The 19,182-nt window shown below is 71.2% G+C and carries 14 protein-coding genes; 8 read left to right on the top strand and 6 right to left on the bottom strand.

Annotated features, from left to right (window positions below; genetic code table 11):
• Positions 1-53: 53 nt before the first annotated feature.
• Positions 54-1,205 carry an alkaline phosphatase PhoX gene (locus IEY55_RS04195; protein WP_189054013.1) on the bottom strand — a complete coding sequence of 384 codons (1,152 nt, stop codon included), beginning with the start codon at positions 1,203-1,205 and terminating at the stop codon, positions 54-56.
• Positions 1,206-1,497: 292 nt separating this feature from the next.
• On the bottom strand, positions 1,498-1,995 hold the full coding sequence (locus IEY55_RS04190; RefSeq protein ID WP_229685984.1) for a GNAT family N-acetyltransferase: 498 nt from the start codon (positions 1,993-1,995) through the stop codon (positions 1,498-1,500).
• 240 nt (positions 1,996-2,235) lie between these two features.
• On the opposite strand from IEY55_RS04190, the gene IEY55_RS04185 reads away from it, so the two are divergent.
• The 3 genes from IEY55_RS04185 to IEY55_RS04175 are packed head-to-tail and all read left to right on the top strand — an operon-like array spanning position 2,236 to position 6,326.
• On the top strand, positions 2,236-3,576 hold the full coding sequence (locus IEY55_RS04185) for an ammonium transporter (RefSeq protein ID WP_189054011.1): 1,341 nt from the start codon (positions 2,236-2,238) through the stop codon (positions 3,574-3,576).
• The gene (locus IEY55_RS04180) at positions 3,573-3,911 is read left to right on the top strand and encodes a P-II family nitrogen regulator (protein ID WP_189054009.1); all 339 of its coding nucleotides are present in this window, start codon (positions 3,573-3,575) and stop codon (positions 3,909-3,911) included. Before IEY55_RS04185 ends, IEY55_RS04180 begins: the two co-directional genes overlap by 4 nt.
• Before the next feature lie 6 nt (positions 3,912-3,917).
• Positions 3,918-6,326 carry a [protein-PII] uridylyltransferase gene (locus IEY55_RS04175; RefSeq protein WP_189054007.1) on the top strand — a complete coding sequence of 803 codons (2,409 nt, stop codon included), beginning with the start codon at positions 3,918-3,920 and terminating at the stop codon, positions 6,324-6,326.
• A gap of 87 nt (positions 6,327-6,413) precedes the next feature.
• Here IEY55_RS04175 and IEY55_RS04170 read toward each other — a convergent pair whose 3' ends face one another.
• Genes IEY55_RS04170 through IEY55_RS04160 form a run of 3 tightly spaced genes read right to left on the bottom strand, consistent with a single transcriptional unit; the run spans position 6,414 to position 10,387 of the window.
• Positions 6,414-8,114: a glycerol-3-phosphate dehydrogenase/oxidase gene (locus IEY55_RS04170; protein WP_189054005.1), complete on the bottom strand. Its 1,701-nt coding sequence runs from the start codon at positions 8,112-8,114 to the stop codon at positions 6,414-6,416.
• Positions 8,115-8,135: 21 nt separating this feature from the next.
• On the bottom strand, positions 8,136-8,924 hold the full coding sequence (locus tag IEY55_RS04165) for a class II aldolase/adducin family protein (RefSeq protein WP_229685982.1): 789 nt from the start codon (positions 8,922-8,924) through the stop codon (positions 8,136-8,138).
• Entirely contained in the window at positions 8,921-10,387 is a 1,467-nt protein-coding gene (locus IEY55_RS04160; protein ID WP_189054003.1) for a xylulokinase, read from the bottom strand. The genes IEY55_RS04165 and IEY55_RS04160 overlap by 4 nt, the downstream gene beginning before the upstream one ends.
• 339 nt (positions 10,388-10,726) lie before the next feature.
• Here IEY55_RS04160 and IEY55_RS04155 point away from each other — a divergent pair, with 339 nt between their 5' ends.
• Entirely contained in the window at positions 10,727-11,488 is a 762-nt protein-coding gene (locus tag IEY55_RS04155; protein ID WP_189054001.1) for a DeoR/GlpR family DNA-binding transcription regulator, read from the top strand.
• A gap of 427 nt (positions 11,489-11,915) precedes the next feature.
• On the opposite strand, the gene IEY55_RS04150 is transcribed toward IEY55_RS04155, so the two are convergent.
• On the bottom strand, positions 11,916-12,944 hold the full coding sequence (locus tag IEY55_RS04150; RefSeq protein WP_189053999.1) for a polysaccharide deacetylase family protein: 1,029 nt from the start codon (positions 12,942-12,944) through the stop codon (positions 11,916-11,918).
• Between the two features lie 163 nt (positions 12,945-13,107).
• Here IEY55_RS04150 and IEY55_RS04145 point away from each other — a divergent pair, with 163 nt between their 5' ends.
• From IEY55_RS04145 to IEY55_RS04130, 4 genes are all read left to right on the top strand, one after another.
• Positions 13,108-14,784, top strand: a complete 1,677-nt coding sequence (locus IEY55_RS04145) for a putative glycoside hydrolase (protein WP_229685980.1) — start codon at positions 13,108-13,110, stop codon at positions 14,782-14,784.
• 1,031 nt (positions 14,785-15,815) lie between these two features.
• Entirely contained in the window at positions 15,816-17,324 is a 1,509-nt protein-coding gene (locus IEY55_RS04140) for a hypothetical protein (protein ID WP_189053997.1), read from the top strand.
• Positions 17,325-17,509: 185 nt separating this feature from the next.
• Complete coding sequence (locus tag IEY55_RS04135; protein WP_189053995.1) at positions 17,510-18,445, top strand: cobalamin-binding protein; 936 nt, start codon at positions 17,510-17,512, stop codon at positions 18,443-18,445.
• 90 nt (positions 18,446-18,535) lie between these two features.
• Positions 18,536-19,129 (top strand): AAA family ATPase, encoded by a 594-nt coding sequence (locus IEY55_RS04130; protein WP_189053993.1) that lies wholly within the window; start codon positions 18,536-18,538, stop codon positions 19,127-19,129.
• Positions 19,130-19,182: the final 53 nt, after the last annotated feature.

The following is a 19,182-nucleotide window of genomic DNA, read 5'->3' as shown; positions in this document are numbered from 1 at the left end:
TGGTCTCTTGCTGGTCTACTGAGGACGATGCGACCAGCCCGCCGACGCTGTGGCTATGCGGCGGTGCGGAACGGGCCGGTGACCTCGTAGGTGATTCCACCGCTGCTGGAACCGGTGGTGCCACGCTGCGAGGAGAAGTACAGCCGGTTGCCGACAGGGTTGAAGGCTGGCCCGCACAGCTCCGACGAGCTTTGCCCGGTGACCCGCAGGAACGGGGCCACCACATCGTCGGGGGTGATGATGCAGATCTCCATGTTGCCGCCGTCCTCGGCGACGTAGAGGTCGCCGACCTCGGCGGCGGTGATGTTGTCCACGCCGGTGAGAGGCGGGTTGTCGGTCAGGTTGTCGTCGTAGGCGATCTCCAGCTTGTTGGTCGCCGCGTCGTAGGCCCACACCCGGTTGTCGCCCTTGGTGGTGAAGAAGCAGGTGCCGGCGCGGTAGTAGCAACCTTCGCCGCCGTTGAACTTCCTGGCGTCGGAGACCTGCTTGCGGGTGCGTCGGGGAGAGCCGTCGGGGTCGGGGATGTTCGCCCAGTCGAGCACGCCGTTGCTCTCGGCCAGTACCTGCAGGGTTCCGGACCACAGGTCGCCCCAGGTGTTCGGCACGAAGCGGTAGAAGCAACCGTCGGACTCGTCCTCGGTGAGGTAGATGACCTTCCGGTCGGGGTCGGCCGCGGCGGCCTCGTGCTTGAAGCGTCCCATGGCGTCGCGCCGGACCGCGCCGATGGAGCCCCACGGGTCGGTTTCGTAGACGAAGCCGCGGTCGATTTCTTCGCAGGACAGCCAGGTGTTCCACGGGGTGGCGCCGCCCGCGCAGTTGCGGCTGGTGCCGGACAGGATGGAGTAGGCGTCGGTGATCTGGGCGGAGCTGTCGAAGCGGAGGGCGCTCACGCCGCCGCCACCGCTGCTGATCTCGGCGTTGGAGACGTAGATCCAGCCGCTGCCGTCGGCGAAGCAGGCGCCGCCGTCGGGGGCGCTGTGCCAGGTGTGGCTGGTACCACCGACGATCTTGGTGGAGCGGGCGATGACGCGGCTGGTGAAGCCTTCGGGGAGCATGATTCCGTTGGCGTCCGCGGGCCGCAGCGGTCCGTAGGGGCTGGTGCCGGTCTGCGCGGGGTAGCCCAGGGCCGGTCGGGTCATGGTGAAGCCCAGGGCCATCGTGGCCCCGGTTCCGATCATGGCGCGTAAGAAGGTGCGTCGTTCCACGACTCGAACTCCTTCCCGTGCGGGAACGCTTCGGGTAGGGAGCGGGTGACCTCCTCGGCTGATCACCCGAGGAGCAGCGCAGAAGCTAGGGACGTCAGGTGATCCGCGTCGTACCGGCAGGCGACGCGGTGATGAACAACCGGCCCCGACCGCTACCCCGTCCCTGCCCCGGAACCTAGGCCGGTCCGGCTTCGCCGCGGTACGGCCGAAAGCCGGGCCCTGGGGGAGGGGAGTTCACGAGGGATGGCGGGAATACGGATCTCGATCCCGTGGGTGGGGGTGCGATGTGTCCCTAGGCTGGCTCGATCTCCGTGCGGTACGGGCGAAAGCCGCGGCGCCGGTAGTTGGGCAATGCGTGGGGATGGTCCGCCGTGGAGGTGTGCAGCCAGATCCGTCGGGCCGGGGGCGTGATGGGCAGGTTCCACGCCTTCCGGACCGCGAGGGTCAGCGCGTACCCGCCGTAGCCACGCCCCACGAACTCCGGAACCAGGCCGAAGACGGCGATCGCCACCTCTCCCTCGCCCCGCTCCTCCATCGAGACCAGGCCGGCGTCCTGCCCGTCCACCCGGACGACCCAGTGCCAGCCGGCCGTCGCCAGCCACTCGGCCCACCGCCGGGGCGACCACGCCAGACTCGACCACCCGTGCGGCATCGCGATCCGATCGTGCAGTCGGCGAACCAGTGGGTTCGTCGCCGCGACCGGTTCGAGCGCGAGACCGGCGACCGGGTCAGCCGGCCGTAACTGGTCCGGGCTCGTCATCTCCAGGTACGTTGCGATCTTCGCGCCCACACCCCCAGCCTGCCCGCCGCCCTTTCTGTCGGCCACCCCCGGCCGGGCCGGGAACTTCGCATGCCGGGAGGGACCGGACGCCGGCCGGGATTGGCTGGCCGTGAGGTTTCCGCAACAGAGGCGTAACAGCGCAGCTCGGTGAGTTCACACCGGGGAAACGTGGCAGGCAATCCGGGGAAACACCGCCCTTCCAAGCTTCCGTCCCAACCACTGCAGGGGCACGGCAGGGAAGGGCAGAGAATGAACAGTGGAGACACCGCCTGGGTGTTGACCAGCGCCGCTCTGGTACTGCTCATGACACCGGGCCTGGCCTTCTTCTACGGAGGCATGGTCCGGTCCAAGAGCGTGCTCAACATGCTGATGATGAGCATCAGCAGCATCGGTGTCGTCGGTGTGCTGTGGGTGCTCTACGGATACTCCGTCGCGTTCGGCAACGACGTCGGCGGCGGCTTGCTCGGCAACCCGACCGAATTCTTGGGGCTGAACGGTCTCCTCGGCGAGAGCTCACTGTCCGGCACGGTGCCCAGCACCGCGTTCGTGGCCTTCCAGGCGATGTTCGCGATCATCACCGTCGCCCTGATCTCCGGCGCGATCGCCGACCGCGCCCGCTTCGGACCGTGGCTCGCCTTCGCCGTGCTGTGGGCCTCGCTCGTCTACTTCCCGGTGGCGCACTGGGTGTTCGCCTTCGACGGGGACGGCGTCGTCGGTGGCTGGATCGCCAACCAGCTCAAGGCCCTCGACTTCGCCGGCGGCACCGCGGTGCACATCAACGCCGGTGCCGCCGCGCTGGCGCTCGCCCTGGTGCTGGGCCGCCGGGTCGGCTGGCCCAGGGAGCCGATGCGCCCGCACAACCTGCCGCTGGTGGTGCTCGGCGCCGGCCTGCTGTGGTTCGGCTGGTTCGGGTTCAACGCCGGCTCCGCGGTGGCCGCCAACGGCTCCGCCGCGGTCGCCTTCGTCAACACGTTGGCCGCCACCTGCGCCGCCATGCTCACCTGGCTGCTCGTCGAGCGCGTCCGGGACCGCAACGCCACCACCCTGGGCGCGGCCTCGGGCATCGTCGCCGGCCTGGTCGCGATCACGCCGGCCGCCAACTCGGTCACCCCGGTCGGCGCGCTCGCCGTCGGCGGTATCGCCGGCGTGCTGTGCGCGCTCGCGGTGAGCCTGAAGTACCGGTTCGGCTTCGACGACTCGCTGGACGTGGTGGGCGTGCACCTGGTCGGCGGCCTCGTCGGCACGCTGCTGATCGGCCTGTTCGCCTCGGAGGCGGCCCCGGCCGGCGTCAACGGCCTGCTCTACGGCGGCGGCCTCGACCAGCTGTGGCGCCAGGCCGTGGGCGCCGGGGCCGTGCTCGCCTACTCCTTCGTGCTCAGCCTGGTGATCGCGCTGGTGGTCAAGACGGTGTTCGGGTTCCGCGCCGACCGCGAGTCCGAGGTCGCCGGCATCGACGAGGCCGAGCACGCGGAGAGCGCCTACGAGCTCACCGGGATGTTCCGTGGTGCCCGGCCCGGCCAGCCCGGGAAGGTCAGCCACACCAACGAGGAAGCCGACAAGGACGCGGCCCTGGAGGGGAGCCGGGCATGAAACTGATCACCGCGGTCGTCAAGCCCTTCACACTCAACGACGTCAAGAGCGCGCTGGAGACCCTCGGCGTGCTCGGCATGACCGTCACCGAGGTCCAGGGCTACGGCCGGCAGAAGGGGCACACCGAGGTCTACCGCGGCGCCGAGTACGAGGTGGACTTCGTGCCCAAGGTCCGGATCGAGGTGGTCGTGGAGGACGAGCACCTGGACAAGGTCCTGGACGCGGTCGCCGAGGCCGCCCGCACCGGCAAGATCGGGGACGGCAAGGTGTGGGTGACCCCGGTGGAGACGGTGCTGCGGGTCCGGACCGGGGAGCGCGGCGCGGACGCGCTGTGAGACCACGTGACACCACGGGCGACGAATCGGGGGAGCGCTGGCGCGAATGACCTGGTGCGGGCACGGGCGGCTCTGCTCGTGCCCACACCGGGCCAGCGCCGGCTGGACGCGGCCGCGCTGCGCGACGCGTTGACCGACCTACACGACTTCTGGCTGGCCGCGCACGCTGCCGCGGCCGGCGTCGGCGGCGGGGGAGCCGCCCTGGTTGCGGTGGGTGCGCTGGGCCGTCGCGAGCTGGCCCCGCACTCCGACCTCGACCTGGTGCTGCTGCACACCGGCCGTGCCGACATCACCGAAATGGCCGAGCTGCTCTGGTACCCGCTGTGGGACGCCGGCATCGGCCTGGACCACTCCGTGCGCACCGTGGACGAGGCGCTGCGCGTGGCCGGGCAGGACCTACGGGCCGCGCTCGGCCTGCTGGAGATCCGCCACCTGGCCGGCGACGAGGCGGTCGGCGCACACGTGGCCGAGGCGGTGCGGCAGGCGTGGCGCGCCGGCATCCGGGACCGGCTCGACGAGCTCGTCGACTCCGCCCGGCAACGGTGGGTGCGCAACGGCGACGTCGCGCACCGCGTGGAACCGGACCTGAAGAACGGCCGCGGCGGGCTCCGCGACCTGCAACTACTGGATGCGCTGGCCGCCGCACAGCTGGTCGACCGGCCCGGCCCGGAGGTCCGCGACGCGCGGACCTTCCTGCTGGACGTGCGTACCGAGCTGCACCGTGTCTCCGGCCGGGCTCGCGACGCGGTACGTGCCCAGGACGGTGACGAGGTCGCCGCCGCGCTCGGCATGACCGACCGCTTCGACCTGGCCCGCGCGTTGTCCTCGGCCGGCCGTACCGTCACCTACGCCGTGGACGTGGCGGTGCGGGCCGCCCGTGCCGCCGTCCCGCGGCGCCGGCTGGTGCCGTTGGCGCGGATGCCGTGGAACCGCACCCCACCCCGGCGGCCGCTGGACGACGGCGTGGTGCTGCACGGCGACCCCACACGCGACGGCGAGGTCGCGCTGGCCCGCGACGCGCTGCCCACCCGTGACCCGGCACTGCTGTTGCGGGTGGCCGCCGCCGCGGCCCGCGCCCGCCTGCCCATCGCCGCGGGCACCCTCGCCAAGCTCGCCGACACCGCCCCCGAGCTGCGCCGGCCCTGGCCCCGCGAGGCCCGCCAGGAGCTGCTCGCCCTGCTCGGCGCCGGACCCGGCGTGGTCGACGTGGTCGAGGCGTTGGACCGCACCGGCCTGTGGGGCCGGCTGTTCCCGGAGTGGGGCGCGGTGCGGGACCTGCCGCCGCGGGACGCCGTCCACACCTGGACCGTCGACCGGCACCTGGTGGAGACCGTGGTCGAGGCCAACCGCCTGGTCACCCGGGTCTCCCGGCCCGACCTGCTGCTGCTCGCCGCGCTGCTGCACGACGTCGGCAAGGGCCGCGGGGGAGATCACTCGGCGGTGGGGGCCGCGCTGGCCCGGCAGATCGGCGAGCGTCTCGGCCTGTGGCCGGCCGACGTGGACCTGCTCGTCTCCCTGGTCCAGCACCACCTGTTGCTGCCGCACACCGCCACCCGTCGCGATGTCACCGACCCGACGACCGTGCAGCGCGTGATCGACCTGCTGGGCAACGACCCGATGCTGCTGGAGCTGCTGCACGCGCTGGCGGAGGCCGACGCGCGGGCCACCGGGCCGGGCGTGTGGACGGCGTGGAAGTCCGCGCTCGTCGGCGAGCTGGTCGAGCACTGCCGGGCGGCCATGGCCGGCGGCCCGCTGCCCACTCCCACGCCACTGGACGGTCGGCAGCGCGCTCGTGCCGAGGCGGTCGCCGCCAGCGGCCGCGTCGACGTGCTCGTGGTGCCGGGGGAGGAGCACCTAGCGACCGTCACGGTGGTCGCCCCCGACCGTCCGGGCCTGCTGTCCCGGGCCACCGGGGTCCTTGCCCTGCACTCACTGCAGGTTCACGCGGCCGAGCTGCGCGGACACGCCGGGGTCGCGGTCGACATGTTCACGGTCTCGCCCCGTTTCGGGTCGCCCCCCGAGGCGGCGCTGCTGCGTGAGCAGCTGCAACGCGCGCTGGACGGCTCGCTGCCGCTCGATGAACGGCTCGCGGCGAAGGAGCGCGACTACGGCGGACCGCCGCAGGATCCACCGCCTCCCCGGCTGCTGTGGTTCGACGACGAGGCCACCGGTGCGGTCGTGCTGGAACTGCGTGCCACCGACCGGATCGGGTTGCTACACCGGGTGGCCGCCGCGTTGGAGTCCTGCGGCGTGGACGTGCGGTGGGCACGGGCATCCACCTACGGCGCCACCGCCGTGGACGCCTTCTGCCTGGACACCGGCAGCCGCCTGCTCCCCACACAACGCCGCAAGATCGAGCGGGAGGTGCGGGCCGCGGTCGAGCCACCGGGCCAGGACGCGGCAACGACCTGGTGAGGGGAACCGATGTCGTTGGCCGATCGACGGCGCCCGCGGTCAACGAGCAATCAGGAAGACAAGTTGGTTCTCCTGCCGCTCGCTTGATCAAGCATGTCGGGCGGTGACGGCGGTGTCGTCGTTGGGTGCTGCTTCACTCCGACGCCGGGCTTCGACGGTGTGCAGCCACCGCTGGAGTTCGTTCTCGGTGGTGGAGTAGTTCCACCCGAGGAGATGCCCGAGGATCCCGGCCACCCGGGGCGCCACGTTGGTTGCTCGGTCCGGGACTTCCATCACCGCATGGGTGCGGCGTTCGAGCACGTCGTCGAGGTGGAGCGCACCCTCGTTCAGCGCGGAGTAGGCGACCTCGGCGGCCAGGTAGTCGGGTGCACCGGGTAGTGGCTGGCCCAGTTCGGTATCGGCGGCGAGGTCGAGTACCTCGGTGATCCGGGACCCGTAGCGACCCAGCAGGTGCTCGATGCGTCGTGGGGAGAGCCCGGACTCGGTGGCCAGGCGCGCACGCTGGCGGCGTAGGTCGGTCCAGCCGGCCGCACCCACCAACGGGACCCGGTCGGTGCGGGAGGGGGACACGGGGCCTGGGAGGAACCTGGCCGCCGCGTCCACCGCATCCCTGGCCATGATGCGGTAGGTGGTGTACTTGCCGCCGGTCACGGTGATCATCCCCGGGGCGTTCCGGAGCACCATGTGGTCGCGGGACAGGCGTGATGTGGCCCCATTTCCCGCACGGGAACCGGAAACAGATGTGATCAGGGGGCGCAATCCGGCGAAGACACCGACGATGTCGTTCCGGCTCAGGGGGCTGCGCAGCCACCTGTTGGCTTGCCCCAGCAAGTAGTCCACATCGGACGCGGTGGCAAGAGGCTCGTCTTTGCCGTGCTGCCACGGAGTGTCGGTGGTGCCCAGGATCCAGTGGTTCCACCATGGGCGGATCACCAGGACGCTGTCCGGGGTGCGGGCGGTCAGCCCGGTCCGTGAGTGGATCCGGTCACGCGGCACGACCAGGTGCACCCCTTTCGCCGGCGCCACCTCGATCGGTGAGGGTCCCACCATGCCGGCGAGCTCGTCCGACCACACCCCGGTGGCATTGATGACAACCCGTGCCTTGACGTCGACGTGCTGCCCGGTCTCACGATCACGGACCCGTGCCCCGGTGACGCGCTCACCGTTGCGGCGCAAGGAGATCGCTTCAACCCGTGAGGCCATGAGTGCGCCGTATCCCGCCGCGGTTCGCGCGAGCGTCAAGGTGTGCCGGGCATCGTCGACCCGGACGTCCCAGTACTGCACCGCGCCCTGAACGGCATCGGGACGCAGGGCAGGCATTTCTCGCAGGGTCGCGCGGCGGTTGAGGTGTCGGTGGTAGGGCACCGACCTGTGCCCGGTGGCCAGCAGGTCGTAGATGGCGACACCGGCGCCCAGGTAGGCGCGCTCGACAAGTGTGGTGAGCGGAATGAGGAAGGGCTGCGGCTGGGCCAGGTGTGGGCAGAGCCGCTCGAGCATCAGGTTGCGTTCCCGCAGTGCCTGGTGGACCAGGGAGATGTTGAGCTGTTCGAGGTAGCGCAGGCCGCCATGGAAGGTCTTGCCCGACCGTGAGGAGGTTCCGCTGGCGAAGTCGGCCGCCTCCACCAGGCCCACCCGCAAGCCTCGGGTGACGGCATCCAGGGCGACGCCGCATCCGGTGACACCGCCGCCGATGACCAGGATGTCGAGGTGCTCGGTGCCCAGCCCGCGGAGGGCGTCGGCGCGCTGGTGGGGGTTCAGGCTGTCGCTGTGCGGGGCAGAAGGGTGCACGAGATGACCTCCCTCGATCCTTCAGTGCTGCTCGGCGAGAACCCGCTGGCGGTGGTGCTCGTCCTCGCGGCCCTCGATCCGGTCGGCTTCGCGCTCGGAGAGATAGTGGGGCTCGCCGACGGCCAGCGTCCCGGCGAGGATTCGTGCGGCCTTCACGGTCATCTCGGTGATCTGCCTGACCTCGCGTGCGGTGCCGCCGAGCGCGAGGATGCCGTGGTTGCGGAGGTAGATGACCTTCGGTGGCGTGCCGTGGTGGGCGACGTGGCGGAGCATCTGCACACGCACGGCACGCGCCAGGGGCAGCCCGGGGTCGGCGTAGGGCACCAGGGCCTGGTGCCGGCCGCACACCACGATCTGGTCGGGAAACAGCGCCCCCTTGACGAGGGCCTCGGCGCGATTGCTGCACAACAGTTGGTTGACCACGACAGGATGGGTGTGCGCGACGTAGCCCGCACCGGCGACCTCGACGGCCAACGCGTGCAGCATCGCCTCGATGGAGGGCCGCCCCTCCCCACCGAGCTTCGCCGCCATCAGTTCCGCGGCCAGCTCACGGTCAGACACACGTTCGGTGCCCAGCAGCTCCAACACCCGGTGGGAGTCCAGCCGCACGAAGTGACCCGCGGTCACCTGCCGCAGGCCGGCACCGCTGGCCTTGATCGCGATCCGACCCGGCCCCAGCCGGGCCGAGGTGTTGCCCTCCCCGAGGATCGCCAGGTCCCGCCCCGGCTCTCCCAGCCAGTTCGACAACTCCACCAGCTCCGCCAGCACGTCGCTGGGCTCGACATCGGTCGTCACCGCATCCGTTGTCACCGGGCATCTCCTTCGCTGTCGTCCACCAGTTCGGTCGCGCACGGCTCGAGCGCGTCGTGCAGCGCGAGGGCGTCACGTAGGGCGAGGAAGCTGGTCAGTCGCCGGGTGTAGGCCGCGTGCAGGCCAGGGTCCGGCAGGTAACGGGCACGCGAGGACCGCGACTTCGGGCGCAACTGCTCGACCCCGGCGAAGTGGTCGATCCCGAGCCCGGCGAGCAGGGCGGCGCCCACGGCGGCCCCGTGCGCCTGGGCGGGCACCTCGACCTCGTGGCCCAGCACGTCGGCCTTGACCTGCAACCATTCCCGGCTCCTGGCCCCTCCGCCGACACACCGCAGCGGAGACGGCCGCCCGGATCCCGGGGCGGTTCTCGGTCGCATCCGCTCCAGGCACTCGCGCAACGCCAACGCCGTGCCCTCGTACAGGGCCAGCAGCAGATCGCTCGGCGCACACGCCAGATCCAGGCCCACCAGCGCACCCCGGGACCGGGCCTGCCAGGTCGGCGTTCGGTCTCCCGCGAAGGACGGCAGCAGCATCACCCGGCTGGGTCGCCGCCGCGGCAGCACCACGGTGGTGGTGTCGACCCCGGTGGTCCGGCACAGCCAGTCCAGGACCGCGCCGGTGGAATTCTGCGCCGCCAACACCAGGTCCACCCCGGGCACGCAATGCCTGGTGTGGATCAGTCCGGGAAACCGGGCGCCGCGAGGGACCGCCTGGATCGCCACCGTGGAGAACCCCGTCATCTCCACCGTCGGGTCCCCCGGGGCGAACACGCCCGCTTCCAACGCCGCGCCGACCGCGTCGATACCGCCGGCCACCACCGGTGTCCCCGGCGGCAACCCGGTGGTTGCGGCGGCATTGGCGGTGACCTCACCGACGGTGGTCGTACACGGCACGGCAGGGGGAAGCAGATCGACGGGCACCTTGGCGGCCAGCTCCGGTGGAAAGCCGTCCTCCCAGCCCTGCAGCATGCCGGCGCTGCTCTCGTCCAGAGTGGACTCACCGGTCAGCTTGCGCACGAGGAACCCGTTCGCGGTGAGTGCCGCGTCGGCCTGGTCCAGATGGGCGGTGTGGCGCTGTGCCCACAACAGCTTGCTCGTTCCGGATGACGGATCGGCCGGATTCCGCGGGTCACCGCCCAGGAGCCGGGCGATCTCCTCGGCTTCGGCGGCACCGCGACGATCGATCCAGGTCAGGGCCGGGCCGGTCGGCCGCCCACCACGATCCACCGGTGCCAGGGTGGGCGCCTGGCTGGTGACCGCGACACCGAGCACCCGCTCACCGGCCACGACCGGCGGCAACACGGTTCGGGCGGCCGTCCACCACGCCTCGGCGTCCTGCTCGGCGGCCCAGCCCCGCAACCGGGTGGGATAACGCGAGACCCGCTCCCGCAGCAGGCGTCCCGCACCGTCCAGCGCCACCGCCTTCAGACCGGTGGTGCCGACGTCGATCCCGATCAAGATCATCGCCACTCCCCTCAGGAAGGCCCGGGCACGGGCCGCGGCGCGCGGCAGCGATGTGGCGTGACGCACTCCGACTGCAGCAACCTAAGAGCCTATGTTCGGAGATGTCAATAAAAACATCTCCAAACATGCTTAGACCTGGTGCGGCAGGTCGACCAACGATCGGTTTCGAGCGAATGAACAGCTCAGAGGCTTCCCTGACGCGTCGCCGACGCACGACCCGGGGGCGTCACACCCAGCTCCGGGAATTGTTCGGAGATGTAACATTGCGCCGAGAACCACGCACTCGAACGGCCCGGCGTCGCCGGGCACGTGCCCACCACGCCGTGGAAGGGGAGTCCCGTGACGGTGGCGAGCAGCATCGACGCACAGGATCGCCGGCGCCGGCTGCTGCAGCGGCTGGCAGCCGACGGGCACCTCCGCGTCGAGGAGCTGGCCGAGGCGTGCTCGGTCAGCACGATGACCATCCGCCGCGACCTCCAGGCGCTGGAGGAGCAGGGCAAGCTCCGGCGGGTCCGCGGCGGAGCGATCATCGCGGGGCCGCAGGAGTTCGGTCTCCGCGCCCAGCGCGCGGCTCCGGCCAAGCGCCGCATCGCCGAGAAGCTGCTGACGATGGTCCCGCAGTCCGCCGCGATCGGCCTGGACTGCTCCAGCACGATCTACCGCATGGCCTGCGAACTCAGGCACGCCCGGGATCTCACCGTGCTCACCTCCGCGATCGAGACCTTCCAGGCGCTGCAGGACACCCCGGGTGTCCGCGCCTACCTGACCGGCGGCGAACGCGACGAGCGAACCGGCAGCCTCGTCGGCCCCCTCGCCCGCCGCACCATCGAGTCCTTCCAGTTCCACCGCTGCTTCCTGTCCGCCACCTTCCTCGACCCACGTCTGGGCGCCAGCGAGGCAACGCTGGAAGAAGCCGAGGTCAAGCATGCGATCGCGGCGGCCTCCGAACACGTGGTCCTCGCCGTCGACGCCGGCAAGCTGGGCCAACGAGGCGCACCCGCCCGCGGGGTCTCCCTCGCCGACGTCGATGTCCTGGTCACCGACCTCGATCCGACCGACTCCCGGCTCGCCCCCTACCGGGACCACGTCGAACTACTCTGACCAGCCCACATCCGGAGTCCATTCCCGGGGCTTCCCTGCGCTCAGTTGGTGCGCGCTCCCCGGCGGGAAATCACGATCTGATCGCCCCACCTGCGGAAATGATGTGAGCGCGCAACAACGGACGAAGCTACGGTTCCGGGATGGGCGGCCCACGCCACGAACGGAGAGAAGCTGATGGAGGTTCTCCCTGTGGTTGCTCCTGACCCGCGGACGACAGGAATGGCGACGGACCCTCCGCGAGGGCGAACTCAACGACGACAAGCGCGCTTGACCAGGCGGAGCCATCCTCGGTGCTGAGCGCAAGAACGGTCTCGGCGGAGGCCCTACCACCTACGAACCACAGAGACGAGCAGCATGTCGTCCGGAGCGGCCTGCCGCCGCACCTGCCGTCCTGGGGACGGCAGGCCGCAATCCGGATCGTGGTCGGTCAGTACGGCCGGGCGCGCTGCTGGTGGTCGGCGGCCAGGGCGGAACGCTCGGTCGTGGGGAACGAGATCCGGTGGGGATCGCCGTCGGAGGTGTAGCGCGGCACCTCGCCCGAGGCGAGCTTGTCCAGCCAGGTCGTCGACCCGAAGCGGAAGTCCTCCCCGCTGGTCCCCTGCGACCGGATGCGCGGGATCTTCAGCGGGTCGAACTCCTTGGCGAACGGCGACGGCGCCGGGTTCGACCCCACCAACAACACACCCTTGTGCCGGTAGCGGGCCCCGTCGGCCATCCCCTCCCGGGCCAGCTCGGCCCGGCCCGGCGCCACCCCGAACGGCAGCGCCATCGTGGACACCTCGAGACCGGGCACCGCCTTCTGGATCGCCTGCTGGTTTCCCGCGATCTCCCGCTGCACGGCCTCCGGGCCCAGACCACCCAGGTTGGCGTGGGTCAGCGTGTGGTTGCCGATCTCGAAGCCGTTCTCGTGCAGCCAGCGTAGGGTCTGCCTACCGCCCGGATCCTCGAACGGCTCGCCGTTGACGTAGAAGCTCGCGACCGCCGGGAAGCCAGGGTTGGCGCGGGACACCTCCTGCAGGATGGCCACCGCGGTGTCCGGCTTGGGCCTTCCGTCCGGGCCCAGCTCGAGCTGGCTCTTCGTGCTGTCGTCGAAGGTCAGCACCACCGGGTGCTTCCCGGCCGGGATGTCGATCCTGCCCTCGGCGTAGTCGCGGGTCCGGATCGGTACGTAGTCCTCCCGCACGAGCCGCTCCAGCTCGGCGCGGAAGTCCTCCGGCGTGCGGTCGTAGACGCTCGTCGGCTGGGTGGTGATGCGGTGGTACATCAGCACCGGCACCGCGCCCAGCTCGTTGGCCCGGGCCGCCGCCGGGTCGCTCGCCGGCCGCGCCGACGGGGCACTGGCGGCCGGCGGCGGGACGGCGACCGGCTCCCCGCCACCCCCGCACCCGGCGAGGAACAGCGCGGACACCGCCGCGAACACCACGCCCCCGGCGGGATGAACAGCGCGTGATCTCATGGCAACCCACGGTAAGCGGAGCGTGGGGACCCTGCCGGGCGCCGAGTGTCACCGGAAAGGCTGATCGTCACCCAGCGTGCGACGAGTATCACGCTTAGCCTCCACTCCGCGGTGTGCCCACCGCCAAACGGTCGGATTGACTAAGCCAGCCGGAGGTGTCGTGATGGGCCGGCCATCTTCCTTGCGTGACGGTCCGAGACCCAGGCCGTCCCTGGGGGCGCGGATCCGTCGGCTGCGGGCCCGGGTCCGGGGGCTTCGGGCGTACTGCCGCACCGACCGCGGGCGGCTCGTGATCACCACCGTCGCCGGCGTCACCGTTGCCACGCTCGCGGCCAGCAGCACCGTCCTCGCCCGCGCCACGTGGTCGACGATGACCCTGCACGGCCCGGACGGTCGGGTGATGGTCGAAGGGCAACCCGTGCGCGACACCCTGTTGGTCGTCCCCAACCGCGCCGACGACCTGCTGCGGATCGACGTGCTGGTGGATGGCCGCCCGGCCAGCACCCGCTACCTGGACGGCCACATCATCCTCGACCTGTCCGACCTGGACGACGGCGTCCACCAGCTGCACGCCCGGGTGCCCGGCCGCATGCTCGCCCCCGGCGACCAGATCCGGCGCTCGTTCATTGTCGACACCGAACCGCCCAAGCTGGAGCTGCCGGACCGGTTCGAAACCCCGTCCCTCCGCGAGCCCGCCACCGCCAGCGGCACCGCCCGCGGCGCCGAGACCGTACGCATCAACGGCCAGGAGGTGGAGCTGGACAGCTCCGGTGCCTTCTCCGCGCAACTGCCTCCGGACACCACCCTGGCCAAGGTCGAGGCCAGCGATGCGGCCGGCAACACCGCCACGCGTGAAGTGCCGGTCCGCTTCGCACATCCCGGGATGCGCGCCGTCCACATGAGCGCCACCGCCTGGGCGAGCAAGGAGTTGCGGGAGCCCGTGCTGCGCATGATCCGGGAAGGCCGGATCGACACCGTGGAGCTGGACATCAAGGACGAGGCCGGCGAGGTCGGCTACGAGTCCGAGGTGCCGCTGGCCAAACAGGTCGGCGCCACCCGCAACCACTACGACCCGCGCAAGGCCATCGAGGAACTGCACCGCATGAACGTGCGGGTCGTCGGTCGCCTGGTCGCGTTCCGCGACCCGATCCTCGGCACCGCCTCGTGGAAGGAAGGCAAGCGGGACCGCCTCGTGCAGACCACCTCGGGCGGGGCCTGGAGCGCCCACTACGGCCAGTACTCCTTCACCAACTTCGCGAACCCCGAGGTGCGCAAGTACAACATCGACCTGGCCGTGGAAGCCGCCAAGCTCGGCTTCGACGACATCCTCTACGACTACATCCGCCGACCCGACGGGCCGATGGGCCAGATGCGTGTGCCGGGGCTGCGCGGGAGCCCCGAGGACAGCATCACCAGCTTCATGGCCGAGGCACAGCGGGCGATCCGGCCGCACGGTGCCGTGGTCGGTGCGTCGGTTTTCGGGATCGCCGCCACCCGCCCCACCGAGATCGCCCAGGACATTCCGGCCCTGGCCAAACATGCCGACTACCTGTCGCCGATGACCTACCCCTCGCACTGGGGGCCCGGCGAGTACGGCGTCGCCAACCCCAATGCGCAGCCCTACGACATCACCGTCCGCTCGCTCGCCGACTTCGTGAAGAAGACCGAGGGGACCGGTACGCGCATCTTCCCGTGGCTGCAGGACTTCTCCATGGGCCACCACTACGGGCGGGAGGAGGTGGCCGTGCAGATCAAGGCGGCCAGGGACAACGGGCTCAAGGGGTTCCTGCTGTGGAACGCGGGCTGCCGCTACACCTGGGACGCGTTGTCGCCGCCGTGATTCTGTGCGAAACAGCCGTGTTCACGGCTGCTGCGTGCTCTACTCATGGGGAAACACCGCACCGGGCCGGTCCCCTACGGGCCATCCCGAGAACGCGGTGAGTAGAAGTACGCAGTCCGGAACGAGGACGATCACGCTCATCGGGCGGCACCCACTCAGGGCAAGCTCTTCCCCGTGACCCGCTGAGAGAGCGGGACCGCGGCACAGGGGGTTCGCCCGGGCAGGGGGTGTCGGGCGAGGGGTCGCCGCGGCGGTCGCGAGGGGTCACATGCGAGCAGCCGGGGCGGCCCGTGTGAGGGGTCGGGCCGCCCCGGGCTCGCAAGCCCGGAACCGGCGAAGCCCGGCAGTCCCGAGGGCCCGGGCGCGCAGGTGGTCGACGTCTTTCGTCGTCTCGGGTGGGCACGGGCGCTCGGCCATGGTCGTGATCACCATCGTGATCCGAACCCCCGGTCCGCCACCTAATCTTTTGTTCATCAAGTGTTGACCCCGCCGATGAGTGGCGGTTTGGGTGGCGACGTCCGACCCCGAGCCTGATGAAACGCTGCTTCCCGTCCTGTGTGGCTCACGGAAAGACTGCAGGCAGTCGGAACGCTGCGCGGTCGACGGATCACACAACGACACCGGTTCAATAATCCTCATCGTTGTTTTTTATGGGGAAAGGACCGGCTCATTGTCGGACGGCGACACGTCTCGTCCTGCGCTGTTGTGGAGATCACCGGCTCCCATGTTCTGGAACGGCCCTGGGGACGGGTGGCTCCACGGCCCGGAGTCGGGGGCAATCTACCTGGTCAGGCGGTTGTCACGAGAAGATCGACACCGGTCCCGCATTCCGCCTGGAAAAATACAAACGAGATGATCTCGTTATCTGCTGTTGACCACTCGCAAAATCTGTCCATAGGCTCGGCGGAGCTGTCATAACTGTCCCGGGTCGATAGTTGTGGCACCGCAACGAAGCGCCTGCTGGATTGAAACAGCTTATAACCGAGAAGATTGCCAACCGGTCGGGGTAGAGCGCTACAGGAGGAGAATTTATGGGTCGGCACAGCAAGACCCGTCGGACACGAACCACCGCACCCGGCAAGCGGAAGGTCATGTCCGCCGCGGTGGTGGGCGGCGCGGTCACGGCCGGGGCCCTTCTCGGCCCGCTGGCGCCCAGCGCGTTCGCCGCTGGTAGCGGGCAGGAGCAGGGCGCCGGCGGGGACCGGGTGGCCGAGATCGCGGAGAAGATCTGCAACCAGGTCCTCGGGGGCGGCGGCGAGAACTCTCCCGAGCAGCCTCCCGGCTCGGAAGGCCTGCCTCCCGGCTCGGAGGACCTGCCGCCCGGTGCGGAAGGCCTGCCCCCCGGCCCGGGCGACCTCGCCCCCGGGCTGCCGGGCAACCCGGACGACCAGCTGGGCGGTGACCAGACCGGCGAGGCCGCGGACGGCCAGGGCAACGGTGGCGAGCAGGGCGCCAAGGAGTTCTGCGCGGAGATCGCCAAGCAGGTGAGCGCGGCGGCGCAGAAGGGCGGCAAGGCCGGTAAGGGCGGTAAGGCCGGCGAGGGCAAGAAGGGCGGCGAAGGCAAGAACCGCGGCGGCAAGGCCGGCGAGGGCAAGAAGGGCGCCGGCAAGACCGGCAACGGCGACATCCTCAAGCAGGTGCTCGACGCCCTGAAGAAGGCGGCCGCCGAGGGGAAGGGCGAGGGCGAGAAGCCGAAGCTGCCGAACGCCCCCGGCGGTAAGGGCGAGCTGCCGGGCGACAGTGCGGGCGGCGAGAAGCTTCCCGGTCTGCCGGGCGACGGTGACAAGGGTGGCTTCCCGGGGATCGACCTGCCCGGTCTCGGTGAGGGAGGCAAGGACGCCGGCGGTGACAAGGGCGGTCCCCCCGGGATCAAGTTGCCCGGTGAGGGCGGCAAGGGTGGCAAGCTGCCTGGTCGCGGTGGCGACAAGGGCAGTCGACTGCCGGGGATCGAGTTGCCGGGTACCGGTAAGGGCAAGGGCAACGAGGGTGCCGGCCTGCCGGGCGACGGTGACAAGGGTGGCTTCCCGGGGATCGACCTGCCCGGTCTCGGTGAGGGAGGCAAGGACGCCGGCGGTGACAAGGGCGGTCCCCCCGGGATCAAGCTGCCCGGTGAGGGCGGCAAGGGTGGTTTCCCGGGGATCAAGCTGCCCGGTGAGGGCGGCAAGGGTGGTTTCCCGGGGATCGAGCTGCCCGGTGAGGGCGGCAAGGGTGGTTTCCCGGGGATCGACCTGCCGGGTCTCGGTGGCGGTGAGGAAGGCATTGGCCTGCCCGGTCTCGGCGGTGGCGGAAAGGGCATCGGCGTGCCGGGCATCGGCGGTGGCGAGGAGGGGATCGGCCTGCCCGGTCTCGGCTCCGGTGGCCTGGGCGGTGAACTCGGCCTCGGTGGGCTGGGCGGCGAGCTCCCCATCGGCGCCCCGGGTGGCGACCTCGGCCTTGGCGGCCTGGGAGCCGGCCTGGCCGGCGGGCTCGGTGAACTCGGCGGGGTCGGTGGCCTCGGTGACTTCGGCGGGCTCGGCGACTTCGGCGGTTTCGCCCTCTGATCCAGTTTCTCGGCGAGTGTCCGGCGGTCCGAGCACGTGCTCGGCCCGCCGGACACGTCTCTTCGTTCTGAGAGCGGCTCCGCGCCGGTCGCACGGGGCGACCCAGCCGACGCGCCCGGCGTCCGGGGCAGTGTTCGCTGACCGCGGCTGCGACAGCGGCTGTCAAGAGTCCCTACCCTCGAGGCGTGCGCCTGGTCTCCCTGTTGCCGGCGGCCACCGACATCGTGGCCGAGTTGGGCCTGCTTCCCGACCTGGTCGGGCGGACCCATGAATGCGACTGGCCGCCCGGCGAGATCGAGCACGTACCCGTGGTCACCGACAGCGAAATCGACCAGAACCGCATGGGCAGCCGGGAGATCTCCGACGCCGTCGGCGGTGCCACCCACGGCGGATCCTCCCTCTACATCCTGGACACCGCCCGGCTCGCCGCGCTGCGCCCCGACGTCGTCCTGACCCAGGACCTGTGCGAGGTGTGCGCGGTCTCCTACCAGCGGGTGTCCGATGCCGTACGGGTGCTGCACGGCGCTGTCCGAGTGCTCAGCCTCGAGCCCCGCACCCTGCCCGAGGTGCTGTCCACCATCGGGCGGGTCGGCACGGAGTTGGGTGTGCCCGCCGCAGCCGAGAACCTCGTCGCCCGATTGCGGACGCGCCTTGCCGATGTCCGCCGAAGCGTCGCGGACCGGCCCCGCCCGCGGGTGGCCACCATCGAATGGCTGGACCCGATCTGGCCGGCCGGCCACTGGGTGCCCGACCAGATCGAGGCCGCCGGCGGCACCCCACTGCTCGCCGGGTCCGGCGAGCACACCCGCCCGCTGGACTGGTCCGCCGTCCTGGCCGCCCGCCCCGAGGTCCTGCTGCTGCTGCCCTGCGGCTTCCCGCCCGAGCGCACCCTCGCCGAGCTGCACCTGCTCACCGAGCGGCCGGGCTGGGCCGATCTCCCGGCCGTGCGCGCCGGCCGCGTCTGGGTCCTCGACGGCCCCGCCCACTACAACCGGCCCGGGCCACGGGTGGTGCGGGGCGTCGAGATCCTCGCCCACGTCCTGCACGACCTGCCCACCGACGTCAGACCCACGGAGGCCCGCCGGCTGACCAGCACGGACCACGCGCACCGAACGGTCTAGCGGCCGGGCCATCCCGGAGGGGAAACCCTGATTTTCCCTTTTCCGCGCTTTCGGGTGGAACGTCCGCCCCGGCAACCCCGTTGGACCGATATGCGCCCCGCGGTCCCGCTGCCCACGCCGCAGACCACCCCCACCCTGCTGACCGTGCTCCTCGGCCGCCGCGACCTGCTCGTGGTGGCCGGTCTGCCCGGCGCCGGCAAGAGCACCCTGCTCCGCCTGCTGCACAGTGGGGCCGAGATCACCGTCCTGGACTCCGAGCATGTCTGCGCGGTACTGCGTGGCTGGCTCCCTCCCCGGCTGCCCTACCGCTGGTACCGGCCCCTGGTGCACGTCCTGCACCGGCTCCGCATCACCGCCCACGCCATCGCCGGCCCGGGCCCGCTGGTGGTACACGAACCCGCCACCCGCGTCACCACCCGGCTCGCGTTCGTGCTGCTCGGCGCCCTCACCCGCCGGCCACGCCGCCTGCTGTGGATCGACGCGACCCCCGACGAGGCACTGGCCGGCCAGCGCACGCGCGGCCGCCTCATCCGGCCGCGCTCCTTCCGGCGGCACGTCCGCCGCGCCGGCCGGGTGCGGGCGCTGCTGCGCGCCGGCCGCACCCCCTTCGGCTGGACCAGCGCCACGATGCTGCATCGGTCACATACGACGGGCGGGCTGAGCCTGGCCGTCACACCCACCTGATCGGGGCGGCTACCCTCGAAGACTGCGCCGCCCATGCGGGGCGCACCGACCCA

It is taken from the genome of Longimycelium tulufanense (genome assembly GCF_014645795.1).
In the GTDB taxonomy this organism is placed as follows: domain Bacteria; phylum Actinomycetota; class Actinomycetes; order Mycobacteriales; family Pseudonocardiaceae; genus Longimycelium; species Longimycelium tulufanense.
The sequence above is the reverse complement of the archived record's forward strand: the minus strand, read 5'-3'. Positions and strand labels throughout refer to the sequence as shown.